At 52.9% G+C, this 26,988-nt stretch carries 23 protein-coding genes; 10 read left to right on the top strand and 13 right to left on the bottom strand.

Annotated features, from left to right (window positions below):
- Positions 1 to 13: 13 nt before the first annotated feature.
- From ABVM99_RS11130 to decR, 3 genes are read right to left on the bottom strand one after another with little or no spacing between them, the layout of a single operon-like run.
- Positions 14 to 1,795 (bottom strand): SmdB family multidrug efflux ABC transporter permease/ATP-binding protein, encoded by a 1,782-nt coding sequence (locus ABVM99_RS11130; RefSeq protein ID WP_001256070.1) that lies wholly within the window; start codon positions 1,793 to 1,795, stop codon positions 14 to 16.
- The gene (locus tag ABVM99_RS11125; protein ID WP_001235566.1) at positions 1,788 to 3,560 is read right to left on the bottom strand and encodes a SmdA family multidrug ABC transporter permease/ATP-binding protein; all 1,773 of its coding nucleotides are present in this window, start codon (positions 3,558 to 3,560) and stop codon (positions 1,788 to 1,790) included. Before ABVM99_RS11125 ends, ABVM99_RS11130 begins: the two co-directional genes overlap by 8 nt.
- Positions 3,561 to 3,600: 40 nt before the next feature.
- A complete protein-coding gene (decR, locus tag ABVM99_RS11120) occupies positions 3,601 to 4,059 on the bottom strand; it encodes a DNA-binding transcriptional regulator DecR (RefSeq protein WP_000884593.1) in 459 nt (152 codons plus the stop codon).
- 112 nt (positions 4,060 to 4,171) lie between these two features.
- Here decR and cdsH point away from each other — a divergent pair, with 112 nt between their 5' ends.
- Complete coding sequence (cdsH, locus tag ABVM99_RS11115; protein WP_000987850.1) at positions 4,172 to 5,227, top strand: cysteine desulfhydrase; 1,056 nt, start codon at positions 4,172 to 4,174, stop codon at positions 5,225 to 5,227.
- Positions 5,228 to 5,276: 49 nt separating this feature from the next.
- Here cdsH and cof read toward each other — a convergent pair whose 3' ends face one another.
- The gene (gene cof / locus ABVM99_RS11110) at positions 5,277 to 6,095 is read right to left on the bottom strand and encodes an HMP-PP phosphatase (RefSeq protein ID WP_000113030.1); all 819 of its coding nucleotides are present in this window, start codon (positions 6,093 to 6,095) and stop codon (positions 5,277 to 5,279) included.
- A 100-nt stretch (positions 6,096 to 6,195) separates the two neighbouring features.
- Between cof and ABVM99_RS11105 the strand changes: the two genes are divergently transcribed.
- A complete protein-coding gene (locus ABVM99_RS11105) occupies positions 6,196 to 7,896 on the top strand; it encodes an SgrR family transcriptional regulator (RefSeq protein WP_001238163.1) in 1,701 nt (566 codons plus the stop codon).
- Positions 7,897 to 7,960: 64 nt separating this feature from the next.
- Positions 7,961 to 8,656, top strand: coding sequence for a 7-cyano-7-deazaguanine synthase QueC (gene queC, locus ABVM99_RS11100; protein ID WP_023194844.1), 696 nt, complete (start codon positions 7,961 to 7,963; stop codon positions 8,654 to 8,656).
- 105 nt (positions 8,657 to 8,761) lie between these two features.
- On the opposite strand, the gene fadM is transcribed toward queC, so the two are convergent.
- The 9 genes from fadM to bolA form a co-directional block, all read right to left on the bottom strand.
- The gene (fadM, locus tag ABVM99_RS11095; protein ID WP_001194543.1) at positions 8,762 to 9,160 is read right to left on the bottom strand and encodes a long-chain acyl-CoA thioesterase FadM; all 399 of its coding nucleotides are present in this window, start codon (positions 9,158 to 9,160) and stop codon (positions 8,762 to 8,764) included.
- 103 nt (positions 9,161 to 9,263) lie between these two features.
- Entirely contained in the window at positions 9,264 to 9,638 is a 375-nt protein-coding gene (locus ABVM99_RS11090) for a helix-hairpin-helix domain-containing protein (RefSeq protein WP_000680322.1), read from the bottom strand.
- A gap of 149 nt (positions 9,639 to 9,787) precedes the next feature.
- A complete protein-coding gene (gene ppiD, locus ABVM99_RS11085) occupies positions 9,788 to 11,659 on the bottom strand; it encodes a peptidylprolyl isomerase (protein ID WP_000969434.1) in 1,872 nt (623 codons plus the stop codon).
- A gap of 290 nt (positions 11,660 to 11,949) precedes the next feature.
- Positions 11,950 to 12,240, bottom strand: coding sequence for a nucleoid-associated protein HU-beta (gene hupB / locus ABVM99_RS11080; protein WP_254888479.1), 291 nt, complete (start codon positions 12,238 to 12,240; stop codon positions 11,950 to 11,952).
- 190 nt (positions 12,241 to 12,430) lie between these two features.
- On the bottom strand, positions 12,431 to 14,785 hold the full coding sequence (gene lon, locus ABVM99_RS11075; protein ID WP_001067723.1) for an endopeptidase La: 2,355 nt from the start codon (positions 14,783 to 14,785) through the stop codon (positions 12,431 to 12,433).
- A 185-nt stretch (positions 14,786 to 14,970) separates the two neighbouring features.
- Positions 14,971 to 16,242 carry an ATP-dependent protease ATP-binding subunit ClpX gene (gene clpX, locus ABVM99_RS11070; protein ID WP_000130314.1) on the bottom strand — a complete coding sequence of 424 codons (1,272 nt, stop codon included), beginning with the start codon at positions 16,240 to 16,242 and terminating at the stop codon, positions 14,971 to 14,973.
- A gap of 251 nt (positions 16,243 to 16,493) precedes the next feature.
- Entirely contained in the window at positions 16,494 to 17,117 is a 624-nt protein-coding gene (gene clpP / locus ABVM99_RS11065) for an ATP-dependent Clp endopeptidase proteolytic subunit ClpP (protein WP_000122257.1), read from the bottom strand.
- Positions 17,118 to 17,363: 246 nt separating this feature from the next.
- The gene (gene tig, locus ABVM99_RS11060; RefSeq protein ID WP_001198403.1) at positions 17,364 to 18,662 is read right to left on the bottom strand and encodes a trigger factor; all 1,299 of its coding nucleotides are present in this window, start codon (positions 18,660 to 18,662) and stop codon (positions 17,364 to 17,366) included.
- A 346-nt stretch (positions 18,663 to 19,008) separates the two neighbouring features.
- Positions 19,009 to 19,326 carry a transcriptional regulator BolA gene (gene bolA, locus ABVM99_RS11055; RefSeq protein ID WP_000973433.1) on the bottom strand — a complete coding sequence of 106 codons (318 nt, stop codon included), beginning with the start codon at positions 19,324 to 19,326 and terminating at the stop codon, positions 19,009 to 19,011.
- A gap of 303 nt (positions 19,327 to 19,629) precedes the next feature.
- Between bolA and ABVM99_RS11050 the strand changes: the two genes are divergently transcribed.
- The 7 genes from ABVM99_RS11050 (at position 19,630) to cyoE (ending at position 26,973) form a co-directional block, all read left to right on the top strand.
- Positions 19,630 to 20,208, top strand: a complete 579-nt coding sequence (locus tag ABVM99_RS11050; protein ID WP_001537832.1) for a lipoprotein — start codon at positions 19,630 to 19,632, stop codon at positions 20,206 to 20,208.
- 43 nt (positions 20,209 to 20,251) lie between these two features.
- Positions 20,252 to 21,727: a muropeptide MFS transporter AmpG gene (gene ampG, locus ABVM99_RS11045; protein WP_000098479.1), complete on the top strand. Its 1,476-nt coding sequence runs from the start codon at positions 20,252 to 20,254 to the stop codon at positions 21,725 to 21,727.
- 452 nt (positions 21,728 to 22,179) lie between these two features.
- Positions 22,180 to 23,136 (top strand): cytochrome o ubiquinol oxidase subunit II, encoded by a 957-nt coding sequence (gene cyoA, locus ABVM99_RS11040; protein ID WP_001239449.1) that lies wholly within the window; start codon positions 22,180 to 22,182, stop codon positions 23,134 to 23,136.
- Between the two features lie 10 nt (positions 23,137 to 23,146).
- Positions 23,147 to 25,138: a cytochrome o ubiquinol oxidase subunit I gene (gene cyoB, locus ABVM99_RS11035; protein ID WP_000467158.1), complete on the top strand. Its 1,992-nt coding sequence runs from the start codon at positions 23,147 to 23,149 to the stop codon at positions 25,136 to 25,138.
- Entirely contained in the window at positions 25,128 to 25,742 is a 615-nt protein-coding gene (locus ABVM99_RS11030; RefSeq protein WP_000179833.1) for a cytochrome o ubiquinol oxidase subunit III, read from the top strand. The genes cyoB and ABVM99_RS11030 overlap by 11 nt, the downstream gene beginning before the upstream one ends.
- A complete protein-coding gene (locus ABVM99_RS11025; protein ID WP_000019878.1) occupies positions 25,742 to 26,071 on the top strand; it encodes a cytochrome o ubiquinol oxidase subunit IV in 330 nt (109 codons plus the stop codon). The genes ABVM99_RS11030 and ABVM99_RS11025 overlap by 1 nt, the downstream gene beginning before the upstream one ends.
- 11 nt (positions 26,072 to 26,082) lie before the next feature.
- Positions 26,083 to 26,973 (top strand): heme o synthase, encoded by an 891-nt coding sequence (gene cyoE / locus ABVM99_RS11020; RefSeq protein WP_000971352.1) that lies wholly within the window; start codon positions 26,083 to 26,085, stop codon positions 26,971 to 26,973.
- The last annotated feature ends 15 nt before the right edge of the window (positions 26,974 to 26,988 follow it).

Raw genomic sequence — 26,988 nt, 5'->3', positions numbered from 1 at the left:
GTGGTGCCAAACCTTATGCCGCAGGGCCGGGTTCTTCGTGTACGCTGGCGGCTAACTCCTCGCCAACTAACTGTAATTGATACATTTGCCAGTAGCGCCCTTGCGCCGCCAGCAATTGTTGATGCGTCCCGCGCTCCACCGCCTGGCCGCGATGGAGAACCAGAATGGTATCCGCCTCCACGATTGTCGATAGCCGATGGGCAATAACCACCAACGTGGTGCGCTCGCGAATCGCCGCCAGCGCCTGCTGTATCGCCTGCTCAGTGCCGGAATCGATGCTGGCCGTCGCTTCATCAAGAATTAATATTTGCGGGGCGTCAACCAGCACGCGCGCCAGCGCCAATAGCTGTTTTTGCCCGACGGACAACGTATTTCCCTGCTCGCCGAGATGCGTATGCAGCCCGTCGCTCAGCCCGCGCGCCAGGTCTGCCAGTTGTACCGTTTCCAGCGCCTGCCACACCTGCGCCTCGGAGACATCGCGCCCCAGCGTCACATTAGCCAGAAAGGTATCCGCCATCACTACCGGGTCCTGTTGAACCATCGCCACGCCCTGGCGTAAAACGCGATGATTAAGAGAGGCGATTTCTCGCCCATCCAGCCGAATTTCGCCTTGTGTCAGGGGGTAATACCCCATTAATAAGCTGGCGAGCGTGCTCTTCCCGCTGCCGGTGTGCCCCACCAGCGCCACAAAGCTACGGGACGGTACTGATAGCGTAATGTCCTGTAAAACAAGATTATCGTCGCGGTAAGCAAACGACAGATGATCAATATCAATCGCCCCGCTTTGTAACGGCCTGTCGTCGCTGCCATAGCGCTGGCGCGGGCGATCCATCAGTTCAAAAACACGTTCTCCCGCCACAACCGCCTGCTGTAGCATGGATTGCTGGGTGGTCAGTTCAATGAGCGGCTCGTTCAGACGTGACAAATAGCTAATGAACGCATACAGCACCCCGACCTCAATCGTGCCGGCAGACGTAAAGCTGAAAAGCATCAACAGACCGCATAAAATGAGCGCGGAAAAGAGGCTAAGCAGCGGACGCAATAAAAAGCCGTCTAAGCGCAGCGTCTGCATCCGAGCCATGTAGTGCGAGCGGCTGGCCTCGCCCATGCGTTCGCCGAAGCGCGCCTGCTGGCGAAACTGCTGAATTACGCTCATCCCGTTGATGATTTCGTTAAAGCCGTCGTTAATATCCGCCAGGTATGCCCGCACGCGGCGTACAATCGGCGTGCTGTAGCGCTGATAAATGATCATCACGGTCAATACCGCCGGAAAAATCAAAATCGCCACCAGCGCCATCCGCCAGTCAAGGCTGAACATGGCGACCAGCATGGCGCCGATCAACGCCGCGCTACGTAATACCGTTGCGACGACCGTGACGTACAGATCGCGGATGACTTCCGTATCGTTGGTCACACGTGAAATTAATTGTCCGACAGGCTGCGTGTCGAAAGCGCTTAGCGGCTGGCGCAAGGCGGCATCCATGACGTCCGTGCGCAAGGACTGAACCACGCCAACGGCCGCCCGGTTAAATAATAAAGACTGGGCGTAATGGAGACCCGCCGCCAGAAACTGTAGCCCCACATAGGCGGCCGCCAGCCCCGCGACCTTGCCCAACGGTAAATGGTGGCGGGCCACCATGTTATCAATGAAATAGCTGATCAGCAGCGGACCGCTAACCTCCGCCGCCGCCGCAATCCACAGCATCATCACCGCGACAGAGAGCGGTTTTCGCCATGGCGAGCCATACGCCAGCAACCGTTTCAGCGTCGGCCATAGCTGTCCAAAACTACGCATTCACCGCCTCCTCGCCGCGTTCCGGCGCGTCATCCAGAGCGGCCTCCAGTTGCTGATAGCGATACATATCGCGATACCAGCCAATCTGCTGCGCCAGTTGATCGTGATCGCCGCGCTGAACAACATGACCATGTTGCATAACGATAATTTCATTGGCGTCGGTCAGCGCGGATAAACGATGCGCGCTGATGATGACCGTACGCCCTTCGCCCCACTGGCGCAAATTATGCAAAATCTGATGCTCCGTGCGGCCATCTACTGCAGAAAGCGCATCATCGAGAAGCAGAATTTCCGCATTTAACAGTAGCGCTCTGGCAATCGAGATACGCTGTTTTTGCCCTCCCGATAACATGACGCCACGTTCACCTACCTGCGTGTCGTAGCCCTGAGGCAAGCGGAGAATATCCTCATGTACGCTGGCTAAACGCGCCACCTGTTCAATCTCCTCCTGAGTCGCCTCCGGGCGTCCGAGCGCAATATTATTGGCAATAGAGTCCGAGAACAAAAACGGCGTCTGGCTGACGACCGCCAGTCGGCTACGCCAGCTATCCAGTTGCAGATGCGTCAACGGCACGTCATGGAAACGGATCTCTCCCTGCGTCACATCAAAATGGCGCTGGATAAGCGACAATATTGTGCTTTTCCCCGCGCCGGTCGGACCGCATATCCCCAGCATCTGACCCGGTTTAAGACGAAAGTTCACATTCTCCAGCGCCGGATGAGTCGTTTGCGGATAGCAAAACTCACGAATGGCCGCCGTCAGTTCGCCACGCCCCGCCGGGACCGGCTCTTCGCCATCCTTAACTACCGGCGCTTCCGCCAGCATGGCGCGGATGCGGCTGTATGCGGCGCTACCCCGCTCCACGATATTAAACATCCAGGCCAGCGCCAGCATCGGCCAAATCATCAACCCCAGATACATCATAAAGCTGGTGAGTTCGCCCAGCGTCAGGCTGCCGTTAACCACCATCCAGCTTCCGCCGCTAATCGCGAGCAGGTTCGCCATGCCAATGGCGATGTAAATGGTTGGATCAAAACGCGCGTCAATACGCGCCACGCGCATATTTTTCTTGCCGGTATCTTCGGCATCCGCCGCAAACAGCGAAGACTGGCGGTCCTCCAGACCAAACGCTTTGATCATGCGGATGCTGGTCAGACTCTCCTGCGTGCGGTCGTTCAGGCTGGAAAAGGCAGCCTGCGCCAGTTTGAAATAATCATGCAGCCGATCGCCGTAACGTTTGATCATCAGCGCCATAATCGGCATCGGCAACAGCGCTAATAGCGTTAGCTGCCAGCTAATTTGCGTCGACATAACAATCAGTACCGCGCAGCCCATTACCAGCGAGTCAACCAGCGTCAGAACGCCCTCGCCCGCCGCAAATACGACGCGATCCACATCATTCGTCGCGCGCGCGATAAGATCGCCCGTTCGATGGCGCTGATAAAATTCAGGATGCTGACGACTCAGCTGGCGATAATAATCTTCACGCAGTTCGACGGCTAATTGATAAGAAGCACCAAATAGCAGCACGCGCCAGACATAGCGCAACAAATAGACCACTACGGCGATCAGGGCAATGGTGCCAATCCACATCGCTATTCGGCCTGGAGTAAAATGCTGTGCGGTTACGCCATCCACGACAATCCCCACCACTTTGGGCGGGATCAGCTGAAGCATCGCAATAAGCATAAGCAGGGCCACCGCGCCAAGATAGCGACGCCATTCCCGGCGAAAGTACCAGCTTAATTGAGCAAATAATCGCACGCGTTATTTCCTGATATGATTTCCGGCAATACCGGGAGAATTATTCAATGGGCAGAGAGGTGGTGTACTTAATCTGTTCCATCGCAAAACTGGAGGTGACGTCTGACAGTCCTGGGACGCTATTGACCAGACGTTTATAGAAGTCGTCATACCGCTTCATGTCGGCCACCTGAACTCGCATCAGATAGTCGTATTCCCCCGCCATCCGCCAGAAGCCAAGCACTTCCGGCATCTCAGAGACGACGGTCACGAACCGACAGTACCATTCACTGCTGTGGTGCTGCGTTTTTATCAACACAAAAGCGGTTAATCCCAGACCCAGTTTTTCCGGGTCCAGCAGCGCGACCCTGCCAAGCAGGATACCGTCATCTTCCAGGCGTTTAAGCCGCTTCCAGCAAGGCGTTGTCGTCAGATTAACGGCATCCGCCAGCGCCTGCAAAGAGAGGGTACAGTCCTGCTGCAATAAGCAAAGCAGTTTACGGTCAATTTTATCTAACATACCCACTCCATAGAGAATATTTTTCTCCTTACATTGTAATTTAAAGGTCAAATAGCAACAATTTTTTCCGTACTTTTCGCTACTCTTGGCACAAAATGATAAATGGATATTAATGATGAGTAGCAATTGGGTTAAAAATGCCATTAATGAAATTAACGCTGACCACCAGCGCTCGGCGGATACGCATCTTATTCGTTTGCCCCTGTCGGCATTTCCAGGTATCCAGCTTTACCTGAAAGACGAAAGCACGCATCCCACCGGTAGCCTCAAGCATCGTCTGGCGCGCTCGCTGTTCCTTTATGGGCTGTGCAATGGCTGGATTAAAGAAGGCACTCCGATTATTGAAGCGTCATCAGGCTCAACGGCGATTTCCGAAGCCTGGTTCGCGCGTTTACTGGGACTGCCGTTCATCGCCGTCATGCCCGCCTGTACCGCAAAACGTAAAATCGAACAGATTCAATTTTACGGCGGCCACTGTCATTTTGTGGAGAGCGCCTGCGAAATTTATGCCGCCTCCGAGCGGCTGGCGCATGAACTGAACGGTCACTATATGGACCAGTTTACCTACGCAGAACGAGCTACCGACTGGCGGGGCAACAATAATATTGCCGACAGTATTTTCCGCCAGATGCGCAACGAACCCCATCCGGTACCGCGATTTATCGTCATGAGCGCCGGAACGGGCGGAACCTCTGCGACGATTGGGCGCTATATTCGCTGCCAGGGCTATGATACTCAGCTCATGGTGGTGGATCCGGAAAATTCCGTCTTTTTACCTTACTGGCAGGATCGCGACGCTTCATTACGCAGCCCGGTGGGCAGTAAAATTGAAGGAATTGGTCGTCCGCGAGTAGAGCCTTCTTTTATTCCGGATGTCGTGGATGAGATGCTGCGCGTGCCGGACGCCGCCAGCGTTGCCACCGCACACTGGCTGGAAACGCAGCTAGGCCGTAAAGTCGGCGCCTCTACCGGCACGAATATGTGGGGAGCGCTGCAGCTTGCGGCCCGGATGCGCGAGGCTGGAGAAACCGGCGCTATCGTGACGTTATTGTGCGATAGCGGCGATCGCTATCTGGATACCTATTACCATCCGTCCTGGGTTAGCGACCATATCGGCGATTTGACGCCGTGGTCAGCGGCCATCGCAAAATTACTTACCGGCGACTAGAAACCAAAAAAAAGCCAGACTGAATGTCTGGCTTGCTGGAAGAGATCTCTCATTCGGGGGAATAAGGTAGATGCGGATTGTCCAGCCAATGCGTCAAAAAGTGTGATACCGCTTGATTACCACAATGTCCGATAACCGAAAGGTGTGGCAGCGCGGCGATAAGCTGCGGCATGGCATTGCCCATAATGAGCCCCCGCCCGACGCTGCCCAGCATTTCCCGATCGTTCATCGCGTCGCCAAACGCCATGCAATCTGCCAGTGAAAGCCCTAAATGGTTGCTCAATACCGCCAGCGCCGATCCTTTATTGCACCCCAGCGGTAGCACTTCCAGGCAGTCGACGGCAGAGAAACAGAGGTGCGCGCGTTCTTCCAGCGCCTCATTGAGCTGAATGCGCAAACGGATCAGATCGTCATGATCGCCGCAAAAACAGATCTTCGTCACCTGATGGGCCGGAATACTTTTTATATCGATAACCTGATAACGAAAGCCGCTGTAGACGTGCGCCTGGAGTAGCGCGGGGATCTCCTGGCCTGTAAACCAGCCGTTGTCATTAAACACATGCATACTGGCTCGGGTATCCCAGGCATGGTGCATCACCGTATCGGCAACCTGAGGATCGAGATCCTGACGATGCAGCACGTCGCCTTCCAGCGAGTGAATTCGCGTCCCGTTACCGGTAATAAGATAAGCATCCAGTGAAAGCGTCCCCAGAATATGCCGCATCTCCAGCACGTGACGACCCGTAGCGAATGTCAGGGTGATATCGCGTTCGCGCAGACGCGCCAGCGTGGCGATCGTTTCTCTACCCAAATGGTGATCGGGCATTAATAACGTGCCATCCATATCAAATGCTGCCAGACGGGCCATCTCTTTCTCCACACTGTGACGCGGTTAACTTGTTGTTCAGTATTACCTGAGATATACGGAAGTAATAGTGAACAGATAAAAGGAAGTGTTCCGGGTTTCTATGAGGCTACTGAATCGGCTTAATCAATATCAACGCCTCTGGCAGCCTTCCGCCGGGGAAACGCAACATGTCACCGTTAGCGAACTGGCCGAACGCTGTTTTTGTAGCGAGCGCCATCTGCGAACGCTGCTGCGTCAGGCCCAGCAGGCGGGTTGGCTAAGATGGGAGGCGCAGTCCGGGCGCGGGAAACGTGGACGGCTCCAGTTTCTGGTCACGCCGGAATCGCTCCGCACCGCCATGATGGAACAGGCGCTGGAAAAAGGGCAGCAGCTCAACGTACTGGAACTGGCGCAGCTGGCGCCGGGCGAGTTACGGGCGATGCTCCAGCCTTTTATGGGCGGCCAATGGCAAAACGATACGCCGACATTGCGTATTCCCTACTATCGTCCGCTTGATCCGCTGCAGCCGGGTTTTCTGCCAGGACGCGCGGAACAGCATCTCGCAGGGCAAGTTTTTTCCGGGTTAACGCGCTTCGACCGCGACAGTCAATATCCTTGCGGGGATTTGGCGCATCACTGGGAGGTTTCCGCCGACGGTTTACGCTGGGATTTTTATATTCGCTCCACGCTGCACTGGCATAATGGCGATGCGGTGGACACCGCGCAGCTACACGAACGCCTGGAAAGGCTGCTTACCCTACCGGCGCTAAGCAAATTGTTTATTAGCGTCGCACGGATCGAAGTAACGCATCCTCAGTGCCTGACCTTTCTCCTTCACCGACCTGATTACTGGCTGGCGCATCGTCTGGCGAGCTATTGTAGCGGTCTGGCGCATCCTGACCTGCCGCTTATCGGCACCGGTCCTTTTCGCCTGGCGTTGTTCACGCCGGAACTGGTGCGTCTGGAAAGTCATGACCATTATCACCTCAGCCATCCGCTGCTGAAAGCGATTGAATTCTGGATCACCCCGCAACTGTTTGCCCAGGATCTGGGCACCAGTTGCCGCCATCCGGTGCAGATTGCCATCGGCAAACCGGAAGAGCTGGCGACGCTGAGTCAGGTAAGTAGTGGTATCAGCCTGGGCTTTTGTTATTTAACCCTCAAAAAGGGCTCACGGCTCAACGTACAGCAGGCGCGGCGTCTGATACATATTATCCATCATACTTCGCTGCTGAAAACCTTGCCGGTAGATGAGAACTTGATTATGCCAAGTCAGGGGCTGCTACCCGGCTGGACAATCCCGCAATGGCAGGACGTTGATGAAACGCCATTGCCGAAAAAACTTACCCTGGCGTATCACCTTCCCGTAGAGCTGCATACGATGGCGGAACAGCTTCGACATTACCTGGCGACGCTCGGCTGTGAGTTAACGTTGATTTTTCATAATGCCAAAAACTGGGATAACTGCCCTGCGTTGGCGCAAGCGGATCTGATGATGGGCGACAGGCTGATCGGCGAAGCGCCGGAATATACGCTGGAGCAGTGGCTACGTTGCGATCAGATCTGGTCACATGTCCTGGACGCGCCTGCGTTTTCCCATCTGCAGGCTACGCTTGACGCTCTGCAAATTCAGCCCAATGAAAAAGATCGCCGCGCCGCGCTACAACAAGTTTTTGCCAACCTGATGGATGACGCCACACTTACGCCGCTGTTTAATTATCACTATCGCATCAGCGCCCCACCGGGCGTTAACGGCGTTCGACTCACCCCTCGCGGCTGGTTTGAATTTAGCGAAGCCTGGCTTCCGCCGCCTTCGCCGTGAAGAAGCTGGTCGGGATTATCCGTACGCGTTACCATATTGGTTTTCGTCATTGATCAGGATAACTATGAAACGCGCCGTTGTTGTATTTAGTGGAGGTCAGGACTCCACCACTTGTCTGGCGCAAGCGCGGCATCAGTATGATGAAGTGCATTGTGTCACGTTTGATTATGGTCAGCGCCACCGCGCAGAGATTGATGTCGCGCGCGCACTGGCGTTAAAACTTGGCGCACGCGCGCATAAAGTGCTGGATGTCACTTTGCTGAACGAACTGGCGGTCAGCAGCCTGACGCGGGATAGCATTCCGGTGCCGGACTATGAACCGAACGCTGACGGTATCCCCAATACTTTCGTACCGGGACGCAATATTCTCTTTCTGACGCTGGCGGCGATTTACGCTTATCAGGTCAAAGCCGAGGCGGTGATCACCGGCGTTTGCGAGACCGATTTTTCCGGCTATCCAGACTGTCGCGATGAGTTCGTCAAAGCGCTGAATCACGCGGTGAATCTGGGCATGGCGAAAGATATCCGTTTCGAAACGCCCTTAATGTGGATCGATAAAGCTGAAACCTGGGCGCTGGCCGATTATTGGGGCCAACTGGATTTGGTTCGCGAAGAGACGCTGACCTGCTATAACGGCATTAAAGGCAATGGCTGTGGTCATTGCGCGGCCTGTAATCTGCGCGCTAACGGCCTGAATCATTATCTGTCGAATAAAGCGGCGGTGATGGCGGCAATGAAGCAAAAAACCGGGTTAAGGTGATTGTTTTGCCGGATGGCGGCGCACGCGCCTTATCCGGCCTGGCGATATGCACCATGGTCAATATCGCCAGGCCGAACAAGTTCAACGCCATCAGACAGCGAGGCGTTATTGCACCATCTGTTCCAGCTTTTCACGCAATTCGCCTTCCAGCGGCAGCGCTTTTTGCGTTTTTAAATCAATACAAACAAACGTGATGAGCGCATCAGCCACCACCTGCCCTTCTGGCTCCAGCGTAATCGTCTGGCTTAATACGCCGCTTTTACCGTTAAGCTGTTGTACCTGGCTGGTCACGGTCAGTAGATCGCTCAATACCGCCGGGCGACGGTAATTTATATTGATGTTTACCACCACAAAGGCAATATTGCGGGCCGTCATCCACTGAAAGCTGTCGCTGTTTTCCAGCCCATCCCAACGGGCCTCTTCCAGAAACTCCAGATAGCGGGCATTATTAACATGTTGATAAACATCAAGATGATATCCACGAACTTTGATTTGTGTTTGCATAGCGCAATAACCTTACGTTGTTGTTATAAGTAAACGACAAGTACAGAGGTCATAACTGGTATGACCTCTACAGTCTGGCAAATTTTGGCCACTGTGCAAGTGATTACAATGTTAAAACTGCCAGATTACGCTCCACCAGCGCGCTTCCCATTCCCGGCACCTGCTTTAAATCATCCACCGTTTTAAAAGGACCATACTCCTCCCGATAGCTCACAATAGCCTGCGCTTTTTTCAGCCCAACGCCGTTCATCACCCGCGCCAGATCCTCCGCAGACGCGGTATTAATGCTCACCCTGGTACCTTCATCATCGCTGGCTTTAGCAGGTAATGCCGCTTTGGCGGAGGATGAAGAAGGCGTATCCGCTTTTGTTTCCACCGCTGCATTTTTTGCGACAGGCGTCGCCGCCAGCGCGCTATGGGCCATGCCCGCGCAGGTTAAAGAAAGCGTAATAAGCAGTGCTTTAATTCCGTGTTTCATACTGTTTTCTCCTTGTTTGTTAACAGTGCAGCCACGATAGCGGGGCGGAGAAAAACGAACAAACGGCAATTCTCAGAAATGGAAAAGGCCGCGAAAGCGGCCTTTGTGGGATACAACGTTTTGCAATTTTTTGCGAAGCGCCTCGACGATTACTGCTGTTCCAGAGCGTCGCCGATTTTGATTTTCGCCTCTTTACGCAGATTGCTCATCAGCGCCTCAAAGACAATTTGCGCATTGTTCTGCGTGATGCCCTGCACCATCGCTTTTTTCTGCGCTTCCGGCATGGCGCCCGCTTTCACCTCGTCAAACGCCAGCAGAACGACGTTACCCTGCATATCGTTCGCCACGCCATAAACTGGCTTATCTTTCGTCGGAAGGCTTAACGCAAAGGCCGCCTGACTCACCGGATCCTGACTGGTACGACTTAACGTTTTAGGCTCGCCAAAACTCAGACCCGCCGCTTTCATCGCTTCCGCGCCTTTGCCCGCTTTCAGCTCGACCAGCAGTTTTTCCGCATCCAGCTTCGCCTGTTGTTCCGCTTTGTTATGCTTTACCAGGGCAGTGACCTGTTCTTTCACTTCTGCCAACGGCTTCACGGCTTCAGGTTTATGTTCGCTCACGCGCACAACAAAAGCCCGGTCGCCATCTACGGTGATAATGTCTGAATTCGGCCCCGGCGTACCGTTTTCGCCCACCAGACCGCCATTAAAGATAGCATCGGCTACCGGTTTGAAGTTCAGCTCTTCCGGTAAGGTGTCACGGCTAAACCAGCCGGTTTCAACCGCTTTTACGCCAGCGACCTGTTCAGCGCCTGCTAACGACTCATTGTCGTTGCTTGCCGCATCGCTCACCTTCTGCTGCAACGCATAGTAAGCATCCAGCGCTTTTTCTTGTTTCACTTTCGCGGCAATGTCGTCGCGAACCTCGCTTAACGGTTTCACTTTGGCAGGCTGAATATCATCCAGACGCGCCACCAGAAAACCGACAGACGACTTAATCACGCCAGATATCTGGCCTTTTTCTTTTAATCCGGCGTTTTTCAGTTCCGGCACCGTGGCAGACTCTTCCAGCCAGCCCATATCGCCGCCATTACGCGCAGAGATGATATCGGTGGATTTCTCTTTCGCCAGCGTGGCGAAATCTTCGCCCTTGTTCAGCGCATCCAGTACCGCTTTCGCATCATCTTCCGTTTTGGTCTGAATAATGCTGTAACGAATGCGCTCCGGCTGAGTAAACTGATCTACATGCTGGTCATAATAGGCCTGAATATCCGCATCGCTGACCGGTGCCTGCATCGTCGCGGCATCCAGCTTGATATAGCTTACGCGGAACTGTTCCGGCGTCATAAAGCGGACTTTATTCTGATCGTAGTAGCTGGACACTTCCTGATCTGTTACCTGCTGCTTCGCCGCCAGCGCGTTGACATCAATAACGGCTTCACGCACCACGCGCTGTTGAGAGACTAATGCCGCCAGTTCGTCGGTTTCCCCTTTCAGCATAAAATCAGTACCGGCCACGCCGTTGATCAGTTGCTGAGTGGTAAGCTGGTTACGCAGCGCCTGAGCGTACTGATCGGCGGTCATTCCCATCTGATTCACAATCGCGTTATAGCGGTTGTTGTCAAACTTACCGTCCACCTGAAAAGCGGGAGTGGCGAAAATCGCCTGTTTTACCTGCTCATCGCTGATGCCCAGTTTCAGTTCGCGGGAATATTGATCCAACAGCGCTTCATCTATCAGACGATTCAGCACCTGCTGGCGCAGGCTTTTCATATAACCTTCGTTGGCCGCCAGTTCAGAATACCTGTCGCCCAACTGCTGCTGCATACGGTTACGTTCGTTATTAAACGCATTCTCAAACTGTGCCCGGCTGATTTCCTGGCCATTCACTTTTGCGGCGTAGTTATTGCTTCCGCCAATCAGGTAACCACTAACGCCGGTCAAAATGAACGACACGATAATGATAACGAAAATAATCTTGAGCACGAGACTGTTTGCAGCCGTGCGTAAGCTGTCCATCATGGTGTAACCACACTCCGCTGTAGGTGACTTTACACTTTATCTTTCAGGCGGCTTCTCTGCTGGCTACCGAGTGATTCGCTCAGTTGCCGCGTCGACGCAACCTGAATGATTTGCGTATAGAGACTTCACGCGCATCGCATTTTCTGAACGCGGCGCACAAAAGCCTATTGTGACAAGAAACGAGGGCAATTGTCAGCCCGCAACGCACAGAAAGTCCCGAATCGCCAATAAAAAAGGCACATCAGTTGATGCGCCCTTGTACTTTGTCACATCCCCCGAGGGGATCACGCTTAGTTTACCGCGTCTTTCAGCGCTTTACCTGCACGGAAACTCGGCACTTTGGCAGCGGCGATGGTGATCTCTTTACCTGTTTGCGGGTTGCGACCAGTACGGGCAGCACGCTCTTTAACAGCAAAAGTACCAAAGCCTACCAGTGCAACGTCATCCCCTTCTTTCAGAGATTCGGTAACAGAAGCAATAATCGCATCTAACGCACGTCCAGCCGCAGCCTTAGAGATATCAGCCCCTGCAGCAATTTTTTCGATCAGTTGAGATTTATTCACTCTTCTCTTCCTCTTTATAATTTATATCGCACCTGAATCCTTCGAAGTACGACCGCGCAGCAGTTATATCAGGCCTGCCACGCCCTTACAACACCCGTTAATGGTGGCAGACCCAATCAACCATCTAAATTAGCTATACAAAAAAAGGCTGGCAAGTCCGAAATAGCCTGCCAGCCCTGTTTTTATTAGCGCTATTTGCGCGAGGTCACTATTTTGCGGTTACAACCTGCATTCCAGACGGTTCGTTTTGCAGAGCAAGCGTCAGAACTTCCTCAATACGCTTAACCGGATGAATATCCAGATCGGCAATGACGTTGTCCGGAATTTCCTCCAGGTCACGTTTATTTTCGAATGGAATTAAGACCGTTTTAATCCCGCCGCGATGCGCCGCCAACAGTTTTTCTTTCAGGCCGCCGATCGGCAACACCTGACCACGCAGCGTGATCTCACCGGTCATTGCCACATCTGCGCGCACCGGATTACCAGTCAGGCAGGAAACCAGCGCGGTACACATCGCGATACCGGCACTTGGACCGTCTTTCGGCGTTGCGCCTTCCGGCACGTGAACGTGGATATCGCGTTTTTCGTAAAAGTCCGGATTAATACCCAGTTTTTCCGCGCGCGCGCGCACCACGGTCAGCGCCGCCTGAATAGATTCCTGCATCACTTCACCGAGCGAGCCGGTGTAGGTCAACTTGCCTTTGCCCGGTACGCAGGCGGTTTCGATGGTCAACAGATCGCCGCCCACTTCCGTCCACGCCAGGCCCGTCACCTGACCTACGCGGTTTTCGCTATCCGCGCGGCCATAATCAAAGCGCTGCACACCGAGGTAGTCGTGCAGATTATCGCCGTTAATTTCGATATGTTTTAACGACTTATCGAGCAACAGTTGTTTAACCGCTTTGCGGCACAGTTTGGAGATTTCACGCTCCAGACTACGAACGCCCGCTTCACGCGTGTAATAGCGGATAATACCGATAATCGCGCTATCGTCGACCGTCAGTTCGCCTTTCTTCAGCGCGTTACGCTCGATCTGCTTCGGCAGCAGGTGACGTTTAGCAATATTCAGCTTCTCGTCTTCGGTATAACCGGACAGACGGATCACTTCCATACGATCCAGCAGCGGCGCCGGAATGTTCATGGAGTTGGAAGTGGCGACAAACATCACATCGCTGAGATCGTAATCCACTTCCAGGTAATGATCGCTGAACGCCACGTTCTGCTCCGGATCCAGCACTTCCAGCAGTGCGGAAGCCGGATCGCCGCGCATGTCAGAAGACATTTTGTCGATCTCATCGAGCAGGAACAGTGGGTTTTTAACCCCCACTTTGGCCATTTTTTGGATCAGTTTACCCGGCATAGAGCCAATGTAAGTCCGGCGATGACCGCGGATTTCCGCTTCATCACGCACGCCGCCCAGCGCCATACGGATATATTTACGCCCTGTTGCTTTAGCGATGGACTGGCCCAACGAGGTTTTACCTACCCCCGGCGGCCCCACCAGACACAGGATCGGCCCCTTGATTTTATTTACACGGCTTTGAACCGCGAGATACTCAAGGATGCGGTCTTTCACGCGCTCCAGACCATAATGGTCAGTATCGAGGATTTCCTGCGCCTGACGCAGGTCTTTTTTGACCTTGCTACGCGCATTCCACGGCACTTGCACCATCCAGTCGATGTAGCCGCGCACCACGGTCGCTTCCGCCGACATCGGAGACATCATTTTCAGCTTCTGCAGTTCCGCTTCCGCTTTCTCTTTCGCCTCTTTCGGCATTTTCGCCGCGTCGATCTTACGCTTCAGCGCTTCGTTTTCGTCCGGCGCGTCGTCCATCTCGCCAAGTTCTTTCTGAATCGCTTTCATTTGCTCGTTCAGATAGTACTCGCGCTGGGATTTCTCCATCTGCTTTTTCACGCGGTTGCGAATGCGTTTCTCAACCTGCAGCAGATCGATTTCAGATTCCATCATCGCCATCAGATATTCCAGACGTTCGTTAACGTCGGACATCTCCAGTACGGACTGTTTATCCGCCAGTTTCAGCGGCATATGCGCGGCGATGGTGTCAGCCAGACGTGCAGGGTCGTCAATGCTATTGAGTGACGTCAGCACTTCCGGCGGAATTTTTTTGTTCAGCTTGATGTAGCCTTCGAACTGGCTGATAGCGGTACGCACCAGCACTTCTTGTTCACGCTCATCAATGGCTGGCGAATCAAGGTACTCCGCCTTCGCGGAGAAATGTTCGCCGTTGTCAGACAGCGCGGAAATACGCGCGCGCTGTAACCCCTCGACCAGCACTTTTACGGTGCCGTCAGGCAGTTTCAGCATCTGCAAAATAGAGGCCACGGTCCCGACGGTGAAAAGATCGTTTACACCCGGCTCATCCGTTGATGCTTCCTTCTGGGCGACCAGCATGATTTTTTTATCATGGTCCATAGCCGCTTCCAGACAACGGATAGATTTTTCCCGCCCTACAAATAAGGGTATGACCATGTGCGGATAAACCACCACATCGCGCAAGGGCAATACGGGGATTTCAATGCGTTCAGAACGCTCAGGATTCATAGAGCTCTCTCTTAGTTTAGTGTCCGCCAGGTAATCAGATAGTATAGCTGTGCTCCATACCACCTATAACATGTACGTCAGTATATGGGGATGTTTCCCACACATTCAACGGCGTGTTTACAGGAAAAACGAAAGGGGAGATAAAATCCCCCCTTTTTTGGCTAACTGATTGTATGAATGTTTAATTATTCGCCAGAAGCCTGCGCTTCCGGTTTGCCGTAAATCAGCAACGGCTTACTCTGACCGGCAATAACGGACTCGTCGATCACCACTTTTTCGACGTCTTCCATAGATGGCAAATCGTACATGGTATCCAGCAGCGCTGCTTCGACGATAGAACGCAGGCCACGGGCGCCGGTTTTACGCGCCATTGCTTTCCTGGCGATAGCGTCCAGCGCTTCGTCACGGAATTCCAGATCGACGCCTTCCAGGTTAAACAGCGCCTGATACTGCTTGGTCAGCGCATTTTTCGGCTCTTTCAGGATTTGAATAAGCGCTTCTTCGCTGAGTTCGTTCAGCGTCGCCACCACTGGCAGACGACCGATAAACTCAGGAATCAGACCAAATTTGATCAAATCTTCCGGTTCAACCTGCGACAACAGCTCGCCTTCGCTGGCTTTGTCGGACTTCGCTTTCACCGTCGCGCCAAAACCAATGCCGGAGCCGGTTTCAACACGGTTAGCGATCACTTTATCCAGACCGGCAAACGCGCCGCCGCAGATAAACAGAATCTTAGAGGTATCTACCTGTAAGAACTCCTGCTGCGGATGTTTGCGACCGCCCTGCGGTGGAACCGCGGCGACGGTGCCTTCGATCAGTTTCAGCAACGCCTGCTGTACGCCTTCGCCGGAAACATCGCGGGTAATGGACGGATTGTCTGATTTACGCGAAATCTTATCGATTTCATCAATGTAGACAATCCCACGCTGCGCTTTTTGCACGTCGTAGTCGCATTTCTGCAACAGTTTCTGAATGATATTCTCGACGTCTTCACCGACGTAACCCGCTTCGGTCAGCGTGGTTGCATCCGCCATAGTGAACGGCACATCCAGCAAGCGCGCCAGCGTTTCCGCCAGCAGCGTTTTACCGGAACCGGTCGGTCCAATCAGCAGAATGTTGCTTTTGCCTAACTCGACGCCATTGCTGGTATCGCCGTTACGCAGACGCTTGTAGTGGTTATAGACCGCCACCGCCAGCACTTTTTTCGCCTGCTCCTGGCCGATAACGTAATCGTCCAGGTGAGTACGAATTTCATGCGGCGTCGGCAGCGCACTACGTTCACGGTGCGGAGCAACTTCTTTAATTTCTTCGCGAATAATGTCGTTACATAAATCGACGCATTCGTCGCAGATATACACGGATGGACCGGCAATCAGCTTGCGCACTTCATGCTGGCTTTTGCCGCAAAAAGAGCAGTACAACAATTTGCCCGAGCCATCTTTGCGTTTATCTGTCATGAGTCAAAACCTCTTCTTTGTTCTTTGTGCCGCACACGACGACGCAAATGCCATTCTCAGGCGCAAGCCGCTAATCAGCGTTGTGCCGCCCTTCATTAGTATATACACAAAATCATTCGAGCTACATCAAGGCGGCAACTCAGCGACTCCGCAGGCGCTTACATAAGTAAGTCACTGGGAGGCGCGCTGGCAGCCAACACCGAGGTAGCGTGAAGGATGAAGTGTATAGCGGCACACTTGCGTCCAGGGCATCAATTACGATGGGTCAAAATTGAGTCAACCAAACCGTACTCTACCGCTTCAGGCGCGGAGAGGAAGCGATCGCGCTCAGTATCACGTTCAATCTGCTCAAGAGATTGACCCGTATGATGCGCCATAAGTTCATTCATGCGCCCTTTTACTTTCAAAATTTCGCGGGCGTGAATTTCAATATCCGTCGCCTGGCCCTGGTAGCCGCCCAGCGGCTGGTGGATCATGACGCGAGAGTTCGGCAAGCAGAAACGTTTGCCTTTCGCCCCGGCAGTCAGCAAAAACGCCCCCATAGAGGCCGCCTGTCCCATACAAATGGTGCTGACGTCTGGCTTAATAAACTGCATGGTGTCATAGATGGACATCCCCGCAGTAATTACGCCGCCAGGAGAATTAATGTACAGATAGATATCTTTTTCCGGGTTTTCCGCTTCCAGGAACAGCATCTGCGCCACGATCAGGTTAGCCATATGGTCTTCGACCTGGCCGGTCAGAAATATGACGCGTTCCTTAAGTAGACGAGAATAGATATCAAAAGAGCGCTCACCGCGTGAGGTCTGTTCAATGACCATCGGCACCAGCGCCATATGAGGGGCCAAATTATCTCGTTCTCCGCTGTATGACATTTCCGTCTCCTGGATAAAAATTGAAAAAATCTGCTGTACTGATTGTAACCTGATGGACGGATTATCAGCCAGTCCCTCTGTAATGGGTACGGCATCGCCATAATTCAAGCATAACAATCTTTTGCTCTAACGCTAACACTGAAACGCGGTTTTCGCACCCTTACCATGCAAAATGCGTGACAAAAAAAACCCGTCACTGAAAGGTGACGGGTTTTTGTGCAAATTTCGTGCTTTTAACGCGAAAAATTACGCCTGCTGGTTCATCAGCTCATTGAAGGAAGTGGCTTTTTCAGACACTTTCGCTTTTGCCAGAACCGCTTCAACAGCCTGTTCTTCCAGAGCGACGTTACGCATATTGTCCATCAGCTCTTTATTTTTGCTGTAGAACTCAATCACTTCTTTCGGATCTTCGTAAGCAGACGCCATCTCTTCGATCAGGCCTTTAACGCGTTCTTCGTCCGCTTTCAGCTCGTTGGTACGAATGACTTCGCCGAGCAGCAGACCGACAACTACACGACGCTTAGCCTGTTCTTCGAACAGTTCGCGCGGCAGCTCCAGAGCCTGTTTCTCGTTACCACCAAAACGCTGCGCAGCCTGACGACGCAGAACGTCGATTTCGCTGTCGATCAGCGCAGCCGGTACGTCGATGTCGTTAGCTTTTACCAGACCTTCGATCGCCTGAGACTTAACGCGGTTACGCACCGCGCCTTTCAGCTCGCGTTCCATGTTTTTACGTACTTCAGCGCGCAGACCGGCTACGGAACCATCTTCAACGCCGAAACGTTTGATGAATTCTTCGGTCAGTTCCGGCAGTTCGCGTTCTTCAACTTTCTTCAGGTTGATAACGAACTTAGCCGCTTTACCTTTCAGGTTTTCAGCGTGGTACTCTTCCGGGAAAGTCACATCGATAGTGAACTCTTCGCCAGCTTTGTGGCCTTTAACGCCGTCTTCAAAGCCCGGAATCATACGACCCTGGCCCATCGCCAGAACGAAATCGGTCGCTTTGCCGCCTTCGAACTCTTCGCCGTCTACAGAGCCGGTGAAGTCGATGGTCACGCGGTCTTCCGCATCAGCAGCGCCGTCTTTTTCTTTCCAGGTCGCCTGCTGCTTACGCAGGGTGTCCAGCATCACATCAACGTCAGCGTCGGTGACTTCAACAACCGGCTTTTCAACTTCGATAGACTCGAGGCCAGTCAGCTCAACTTCCGGATAGACTTCAAACTCGACGGAGTAAGTGAAGTCTTCACCCACTTTGTATTCGCCCGGAACATAGTTCGGCGCGCCTGCCGGGTTAATTTTTTCTTTGATGATCGCGTCAACGAAGTTGCGGCTCATCAGATCGCCCAGCACGTCCTGGCGAACAGAAGCGCCATAACGCTGAGCGACGATATTCATCGGTACTTTGCCTTTACGGAAGCCGTCAATACGTACTTTTTTCGCTACGTTGACCAGCTCGCTTTTTACAGCGGTCTCGATGCTGTCAGCAGCGATTGTAATCGTTACACGGCGGCCAAGGCCCTGAGTGGTTTCAACTGAAACTTGCATCTTGTTACCTCAAAAAATCACAGTGCTCGGTCAACTCTACTCCGCAAGCACGTGCTATTTGCTTCGCGGAACCGGGATGTTCTCATAATCAATCACATTCCCTGTCGTCAGAATCATCCCGAAGACGTTCATATATAAGACGGCGCATTATAGCGGCATCACTTTTGTGAGTCGAGAACGGTGATTGTGCGATGCTGCGGCGGTTTTCACAATTCTCGGCTAATTTTTGTCTGAATACTGTACGACACGCTCAAAATTCAGACAAAACAAAACGGCCCGCAGGCCGTTTTCACATAATTCTGTAGCAACATACTGGAAAAGCGGAGGTAGTTGCAAATCCGTTTTGCTACGCGATGCTTCCCGCGCCGCGACAAGGAGGCGACGCGAAGATAGTATCCTGCAACCCTTCCCACTCTTTGAGGGTATAAGTATGCAGTGCCAGCGCATGTACGGTTGTGGAGAGTTCCGCCGTTAACGTACCGTAAATCATCCGATGACGATTAAGAAAACGTTCGCCTGTAAAGCGATCGCTCACCAGCACGACCTTAAAATGGCTTTCCGATCCTGCAGGAACATTGTGACGATAGCTTTCATCCACAACTTCGAGAAACACGGGGTCGAACGCTGTCCTTAATTTTTCTTCTATTTGCTCACGTATCATCATGAAAATCTCCTCCGACAACGCTGTGATGTCACCCATCCCTTTAAATACTAGCCGCTTTTACCGTTTCCATTACAGCATGACAACAAAAATTTAGCTTTCGTCTGATTATTTCAGCCAAACGTATGAAGTTTACTGCCTTAATCATTCTTTTAGCGCTCAAAATCCCCGCTCGCGCCGTTATCGATACCAAATCGGACATTACGACGAATTTACCTGCGTTGACCACTTCCCCTCGCCGTTAGCGGTGTTATGATGGCGGGAATTTTTACCTATCACGTTTTAAGCGTCATTGAGAGCCTGAATATGTTAAAAAAACTTCTCTTTCCGTTAGTCGCTCTGTTTATGCTGGCAGGATGCGCCACACCGCCGACGACCATTGACGTCGCGCCGAAGATCACCTTGCCACAGCAGGACCCGAGCCTGATGGGCGTCACCGTTAGCATTACCGGCGCGGACCAGCGCCAGGATCAGGCGTTAGCGAAAGTCACGCGTAACAACCAGCTGGTAACGTTAACAGCCTCCCGCGATTTACGCTTCCTGTTACAAGAAGTCCTGGAAAAACAGATGACGGCACGGGGCTATATGATCGGGCCTAACGGCGCGGTTAATCTGCAGATTATTGTTAACCAACTGTATGCTGATGTTTCCCAGGGCAGCGTGCGCTACAACATCGCGACCAAAGCGGATATCGCGATTATTGCGACCGCGGCAAATGGCAGCAAGATGACCAAAAACTATCGCGCCAACTACTCTATTGAAGGGGCGTTCCAGGCCTCTAACCAGAATATTGCCGACGCGGTAAACAGCGTTCTGACCGATACCATTGCTGATATGTCTCAGGACACCAGTATTCACGATTTTATCAAGCAAAACGCCCGTTAATAGCAACAACAAGACCCGGCAGAAGCCGGGTCTGTAGATGCCTATGTCAAGTCAATATTTACGTATTTTCCAGCAACCGCGCTCAGCCATTCTGCTGATATTGGGTTTTGCCTCTGGCCTCCCGCTGGCGCTCACCTCCGGTACGCTACAGGCGTGGATGACCGTCGAGAATATCGATCTTAAAACGATTGGCTTCTTCTCGCTGGTTGGTCAGGCCTATGTGTTTAAGTTTCTCTGGTCCCCGCTGATGGACCGCTACACGCCGCCTTTTTTAGGTCGTCGTCGCGGTTGGTTACTCGCCACCCAACTGTTGTTACTGGCGGCGATTGCGGCGATGGGCTTTCTTGAACCCGGCACGCAGCTACGCTGGATGGCGGCGCTGGCGGTGGTGATTGCTTTTTGCTCCGCCTCGCAGGATATCGTATTCGACGCCTGGAAAACCGATGTTTTACCCGCAGAAGAGCGCGGCGCTGGCGCGGCAATCAGCGTGCTTGGCTACCGGTTGGGGATGCTGGTTTCCGGCGGACTGGCGCTATGGCTGGCCGATCGCTGGCTCGGCTGGCAGGGCATGTACTGGCTGATGGCGGCATTGCTGATCCCCTGCATTATCGCCACCTTACTGGCGCCGGAACCGACCGATACTATCCCCTCCCCGAAATCGCTGGAACAGGCCGTCGTCGCGCCGCTACGCGATTTCTTTGGCCGTAACAACGCCTGGCTGATTTTACTGCTCATTGTGCTTTATAAACTGGGTGACGCCTTCGCCATGAGCCTGACCACCACCTTTTTGATTCGCGGCGTCGGCTTTGACGCCGGCGAAGTCGGCGTGGTCAATAAAACGCTGGGCCTGCTGGCGACGATCGTCGGCGCGTTATACGGCGGCATATTAATGCAGCGTCTTTCGCTGTTTCGCGCGCTGCTGATTTTCGGCATTTTGCAAGGCGCGTCCAACGCCGGTTACTGGTTGCTCTCCATTACCGATAAAAACATGTTCAGCATGGGCGCGGCGGTCTTTTTCGAAAATCTGTGCGGCGGGATGGGTACTGCCGCCTTTGTCGCCTTATTAATGACGCTATGTAATAAGTCGTTTTCCGCAACACAGTTTGCCCTACTGTCGGCCCTCTCCGCAGTAGGCCGCGTTTATGTTGGTCCTGTAGCGGGCTGGTTCGTTGAAGCGCACGGCTGGCCGACATTCTACCTCTTCTCGGTTGTTGCCGCCGTTCCCGGGCTGTTACTGTTGCTGGTCTGTCGGCAAACGCTGGAATATAGCTGGCAGAGCGAGCGTTTCATTCCCCGCACGCAATACCGTGGCGCCTACAATTTCGCGCTTTCAATCCTGCTCGCGGGCGTCGCTTTGCTGGCGGTATGGGTACTCCTGCTGACCATGAACGCGTTGGATTACACTAACTTCTCATTCCTGTCCGGATTGCTTGAGACTGCGGTAGCGGTTGCCGTGTGCGGCATTGTCTTTGGCGGGTTGCTGGACTACCTGGCGCTACGAAAAACACGCCTGCTGTAAAACATTATTTGCCGTTGTAATAACGACCCGGAATTATAACGGCTAAATAACCATCAATTGATAAAAAATATATTTGTCTTTTTGTGCGCAACAGAATTTTGGAAATTATTGGTAATTTCTACGCTACCTATTTTCTTTACACGATTCAGCCGATTAAATTTAAATTTCTGCCGTTGATTGTCCTTTTATTGATAATAAATTGTTAAGTAATTGTTTTATTTTTACATTGGTTATACCAATTATCCCTCAACATCCCACTTACAGACCTCATCCGTTATAACGCAAAGTTTCAACAGTGTCTTAAAGTTATTTCGACATACTTGGCAACATATGTGACATGCGCGGCAGAACTTGGTAACACAGAACCAATCATGTTTACAGTAATGTAACCTTACCGTAAAATGCCCCTACACTTTAAACGCCACCAGGTCCCGTGGAATTGAGGTCGTTAAATGAGACTCAGGAAATACAATAAAAGTTTGGGATGGTTGTCATTAATTGCAGGCACTGCATTACTCAGTGGCTGTAATTCTGCGCTGCTGGATCCCAAAGGACAGATTGGACTGGAGCAACGTTCGCTGATACTGACGGCATTTGGCCTGATGTTGATCGTCGTTATTCCCGCCATCTTGATGGCTGTTGGTTTCGCCTGGAAGTATCGTGCGAGTAATAAGGATGCGAAGTATAGCCCGAACTGGTCACACTCCAATAAAGTGGAAGCCGTGGTCTGGACGGTGCCTATCTTAATCATCATTTTCCTTGCCGTACTGACCTGGAAAACCACGCACGCGCTTGAACCAAGCAAGCCGCTGGCGCATGACGAAAAACCGATCACCATCGAAGTGGTTTCCATGGACTGGAAATGGTTCTTCATCTATCCGGAGCAGGGTATCGCCACCGTCAACGAGATCGCCTTCCCGGCGAACACGCCGGTTTATTTCAAAGTGACCTCCAACTCCGTGATGAACTCCTTCTTTATCCCGCGTCTGGGTAGCCAGATTTATGCCATGGCCGGTATGCAAACACGTTTGCATCTGATCGCCAACGAACCCGGAACCTACGATGGCATCTCCGCCAGCTATAGCGGCCCGGGCTTCTCTGGTATGAAGTTTAAAGCTATCGCCACCAAAGACCGCGCAGAATTCGACCAATGGGTCGCAAAAGCGAAGCAGTCTCCGAACACCATGAATGATATGGCGGCGTTCGAGAAAGTGGCTATGCCAAGCGAGTACAACAAGGTGGAATATTTCTCCAGCGTGAAACCAGATTTGTTCAAGGACGTTATTAACAAATTCATGGGCCACGGTAAGAGCATGGACATGACCCAACCTGAAGGTGAGCACAGCTCGCATGAAGGAATGGAAGGTATGGACATGAGCCACGCGGAATCCGCCAACTCCAAGGGTTGAGGAAGATAAGATGTTCGGAAAATTATCACTGGATGCAGTACCGTTCCATGAACCTATCGTCATGGTAACGATCGCTGCAATTATCGTCGGGGGACTGGCGATACTGGCAGCGATTACTTACTTCGGTAAGTGGACCTACCTATGGAAAGAGTGGTTAACGTCGGTTGACCATAAACGCCTCGGCATCATGTATATCATCGTCGCGATTGTGATGCTGTTACGTGGTTTCGCCGATGCCATCATGATGCGTAGCCAGCAGGCGCTTGCCTCCGCCGGCGAAGCGGGTTTTCTACCGCCGCACCACTACGATCAGATCTTTACCGCTCACGGCGTAATCATGATCTTCTTCGTGGCGATGCCCTTCGTTATCGGTCTGATGAACCTGGTGGTTCCGCTGCAGATCGGCGCGCGCGACGTTGCGTTCCCTTTCCTGAACAACCTGAGCTTCTGGTTCACCGTTGTCGGCGTTATCCTGGTTAACCTCTCGCTGGGCGTGGGTGAATTCGCGCAGACAGGGTGGCTGGCTTATCCGCCGCTATCGGGAATAGAGTACAGTCCCAGCGTCGGGGTCGATTACTGGATATGGGCGTTGCAACTCTCGGGTATTGGTACGACGTTAACCGGTATCAACTTCTTCGTGACGATCCTGAAGATGCGTGCGCCGGGTATGACAATGTTCAAGATGCCGGTCTTTACCTGGGCTTCTTTGTGCGCCAACGTACTGATCATCGCCTCTTTCCCGATTCTGACGGTTACCGTCGCGTTGCTGACCCTGGATCGCTATCTGGGCACCCATTTCTTTACCAACGATATGGGCGGCAACATGATGATGTACATCAACCTGATTTGGGCCTGGGGCCATCCGGAAGTGTACATTCTGATTCTGCCGGTCTTCGGGGTATTCTCCGAAATCGCAGCGACCTTCTCGCGTAAACGTCTGTTCGGCTATACCTCGCTGGTTTGGGCGACCGTCTGTATTACCGTACTGTCGTTTATCGTTTGGCTGCACCACTTCTTCACGATGGGCGCAGGCGCGAACGTTAACGCCTTCTTCGGTATCACCACCATGATTATCGCCATCCCGACCGGGGTGAAGATCTTCAACTGGTTGTTCACCATGTATCAGGGCCGTATCGTCTTCCATTCCGCAATGATGTGGACCATCGGCTTTATCGTGACCTTCTCGGTCGGCGGTATGACCGGCGTGCTGCTGGCGGTACCGGGCGCGGACTTCGTCCTGCACAACAGCCTGTTCCTGATTGCGCACTTCCATAACGTGATCATCGGCGGCGTGGTGTTTGGCTGCTTCGCGGGTATGACCTACTGGTGGCCGAAGGCGTTTGGCTTCAAGCTGAACGAAACCTGGGGTAAACGCGCCTTCTGGTTCTGGATTATCGGTTTCTTTGTAGCCTTTATGCCGCTGTACGTACTGGGCTTCATGGGCATGACCCGTCGCCTCAGCCAGCAAATTGATCCGCAGTTCCATACGATGCTGATGGTTGCCGCCGCCGGTGCCGCGCTGATTGCGCTGGGTATCCTGTGCCAACTGATTCAGATCTTCGTTTCTATTCGCGACCGCGATCAGAATCGCGATCTGACCGGCGACCCATGGGGTGGCCGTACGCTGGAGTGGTCAACCTCGTCTCCGCCGCCGTTCTATAACTTTGCCGTTGTGCCGCACGTTCACGAACGTGACGCCTTCTGGGAAATGAAAGAAAAAGGCGAAGCGTACCAACAGCCTGGACAGTATGAAGAGATTCATATGCCGAAAAATAGCGGTGCCGGTATTGTTATCGCCGCCTTCGCGACGGTATTTGGCTTCGCCATGATCTGGCATATCTGGTGGCTGGCGATAGTGGGTTTCGCAGGCATGATCATCAGCTGGATTGTAAAAAGCTTTGATGAAGATGTGGATTACTACGTGCCGGTCCCGGAAGTCGAAAAACTGGAAAACCAGCATTTCGATGAGATTACTAAGGCAGGGCTGAAAAATGGCAACTGATACTTTAACGCACGCGACTGCCCACGCGCACGAACACGGGCACCATGACGCAGGCCAGAACAAAATCTTCGGATTTTGGGTCTACCTGATGAGCGACTGCATTCTGTTCTCTATTCTGTTTGCTACCTATGCCGTTCTGGTGAACGGCACCGCTGGCGGCCCGACAGGTAAGGACATTTTCGAACTGCCGTTCGTTCTGGTTGAAACCTTCCTGCTGTTATTTAGCTCCATTACCTACGGCATGGCGGCGATCGCCATGCACAAGAACAACAAGAGCCAGGTTATCTCCTGGCTGGCGTTGACCTTCTTGTTCGGTGCCGGATTTATCGGGATGGAACTCTATGAATTCCATCACCTGATTGTTAACGGTATGGGCCCGGATCGCAGCGGCTTCCTGTCTGCGTTCTTCGCGCTGGTCGGCACGCACGGTCTGCACGTCACTTCCGGTTTGATCTGGATGGCGGTGCTGATGGTGCAAGTTGCCCGTCGCGGTCTGACCAGCACTAACCGTACCCGCATCATGTGCCTGAGCCTGTTCTGGCACTTCCTGGATGTGATTTGGATTTGCGTATTCACTGTTGTTTATCTGATGGGGGCGATGTAATGAGTCATTCTACCGAGAGCGGCGGCGCATCCCACGGCAGCGTAAAAACGTACATGACCGGCTTTATCCTGTCGGTCATCCTGACGGTTATTCCATTCTGGATGGTGATGACCGGCGCTGCCTCTCCGGCCGTTATTCTGGGATCTATCCTGGCAATGGCAGTGGTGCAGATTTTGGTGCATCTGGTGTGTTTCCTGCACATGAACACCAAATCTGATGAAGGCTGGAACATGACGGCCTTCATCTTTACCGTGCTGATCATCGCCATCCTGGTTGTGGGCTCCATCTGGATTATGTGGAACCTCAACTACAACATGATGATGCACTAAGAGCGGCGAGTATGATGTTTAAGCAATACCTGCAAGTAACGAAACCAGGCATCATCTTTGGCAACCTGATCTCGGTGATCGGGGGATTTCTGCTGGCCTCAAAGGGCAGCATTGACTATCCCCTGTTCATCTATACGCTGGTCGGGGTGTCACTGGTTGTGGCGTCGGGTTGTGTATTTAACAACTACATCGACAGGGATATCGACAGGAAGATGGAAAGGACCAAGAATCGGGTGCTGGTCAAAGGCCTGATTTCTCCTGGCGTCTCGCTGGTATACGCCACCCTGCTGGGTATTGCTGGCTTTATGCTGCTGTGGTTTGGCGCTAATCCTCTGGCCTGCTGGCTGGGGGTGATGGGCTTCGTGGTCTACGTTGGCGTGTACAGCTTGTACATGAAGCGTCACTCCGTCTACGGAACGCTGATTGGTTCTCTCTCCGGCGCAGCGCCGCCGGTGATTGGCTACTGCGCCGTAACGGGCGACTTTGACAGCGGCGCGGCGATTCTGTTGGCTATTTTCAGCCTCTGGCAGATGCCGCACTCTTACGCCATCGCCATTTTCCGCTTTAAGGACTATCAGGCGGCCAATATCCCGGTTCTGCCGGTGGTAAAAGGAATCTCAGTCGCTAAAAACCACATTACGCTGTACATCATTGCGTTTGCCGTTGCAACGCTAATGCTCACGTTGGGTGGTTATGCCGGTTACAAATACCTGGTGGTCGCCGCGGCGGTCAGCGTTTGGTGGCTCGGCATGGCGCTACGCGGTTACAAAGTGGAAGATGATAAGGTCTGGGCGCGCAAGCTGTTCGGCTTCTCTATCATTGCGATTACCGCGCTGAGTATCATGATGTCCGTTGATTTTATGGTGCCGAATTCGCAGAATCTGCTGACTTACGTCTGGTAACAAGCGTTGCTATTG

The sequence above is a fragment of the Salmonella sp. SJTUF15591 genome (genome assembly GCF_043356435.1).
Lineage (GTDB): Bacteria > Pseudomonadota > Gammaproteobacteria > Enterobacterales > Enterobacteriaceae > Salmonella > Salmonella enterica.
The sequence above is the reverse complement of the archived record's forward strand: the minus strand, read 5'-3'. Positions and strand labels throughout refer to the sequence as shown.

Bases quoted from the DNA above. Each gene is read 5' to 3' on its own strand.
- clpX (WP_000130314.1), bottom strand. From the start codon at position 16,242: ATGACAGATAAACGCAAAGATGGCTCGGGCAAATTGTTGTACTGCTCT.
- ABVM99_RS11105 (WP_001238163.1), top strand. From the start codon at position 6,196: ATGAGGCTACTGAATCGGCTTAATCAATATCAACGCCTCTGGCAGCCT.
- ABVM99_RS11050 (WP_001537832.1), top strand. From the start codon at position 19,630: ATGTTAAAAAAACTTCTCTTTCCGTTAGTCGCTCTGTTTATGCTGGCA.
- cof (WP_000113030.1), bottom strand. From the start codon at position 6,095: ATGGCCCGTCTGGCAGCATTTGATATGGATGGCACGTTATTAATGCCC.
- ABVM99_RS11025 (WP_000019878.1), top strand. From the start codon at position 25,742: ATGAGTCATTCTACCGAGAGCGGCGGCGCATCCCACGGCAGCGTAAAA.
- ampG (WP_000098479.1), top strand. From the start codon at position 20,252: ATGTCAAGTCAATATTTACGTATTTTCCAGCAACCGCGCTCAGCCATT.
- ABVM99_RS11090 (WP_000680322.1), bottom strand. From the start codon at position 9,638: ATGAAACACGGAATTAAAGCACTGCTTATTACGCTTTCTTTAACCTGC.
- cdsH (WP_000987850.1), top strand. From the start codon at position 4,172: ATGATGAGTAGCAATTGGGTTAAAAATGCCATTAATGAAATTAACGCT.
- cyoB (WP_000467158.1), top strand. From the start codon at position 23,147: ATGTTCGGAAAATTATCACTGGATGCAGTACCGTTCCATGAACCTATC.
- ABVM99_RS11030 (WP_000179833.1), top strand. From the start codon at position 25,128: ATGGCAACTGATACTTTAACGCACGCGACTGCCCACGCGCACGAACAC.
- ppiD (WP_000969434.1), bottom strand. From the start codon at position 11,659: ATGATGGACAGCTTACGCACGGCTGCAAACAGTCTCGTGCTCAAGATT.
- cyoA (WP_001239449.1), top strand. From the start codon at position 22,180: ATGAGACTCAGGAAATACAATAAAAGTTTGGGATGGTTGTCATTAATT.
- ABVM99_RS11130 (WP_001256070.1), bottom strand. From the start codon at position 1,795: ATGCGTAGTTTTGGACAGCTATGGCCGACGCTGAAACGGTTGCTGGCG.
- tig (WP_001198403.1), bottom strand. From the start codon at position 18,662: ATGCAAGTTTCAGTTGAAACCACTCAGGGCCTTGGCCGCCGTGTAACG.
- decR (WP_000884593.1), bottom strand. From the start codon at position 4,059: ATGTTAGATAAAATTGACCGTAAACTGCTTTGCTTATTGCAGCAGGAC.
- cyoE (WP_000971352.1), top strand. From the start codon at position 26,083: ATGATGTTTAAGCAATACCTGCAAGTAACGAAACCAGGCATCATCTTT.
- fadM (WP_001194543.1), bottom strand. From the start codon at position 9,160: ATGCAAACACAAATCAAAGTTCGTGGATATCATCTTGATGTTTATCAA.
- lon (WP_001067723.1), bottom strand. From the start codon at position 14,785: ATGAATCCTGAGCGTTCTGAACGCATTGAAATCCCCGTATTGCCCTTG.
- queC (WP_023194844.1), top strand. From the start codon at position 7,961: ATGAAACGCGCCGTTGTTGTATTTAGTGGAGGTCAGGACTCCACCACT.
- clpP (WP_000122257.1), bottom strand. From the start codon at position 17,117: ATGTCATACAGCGGAGAACGAGATAATTTGGCCCCTCATATGGCGCTG.
- bolA (WP_000973433.1), bottom strand. From the start codon at position 19,326: ATGATGATACGTGAGCAAATAGAAGAAAAATTAAGGACAGCGTTCGAC.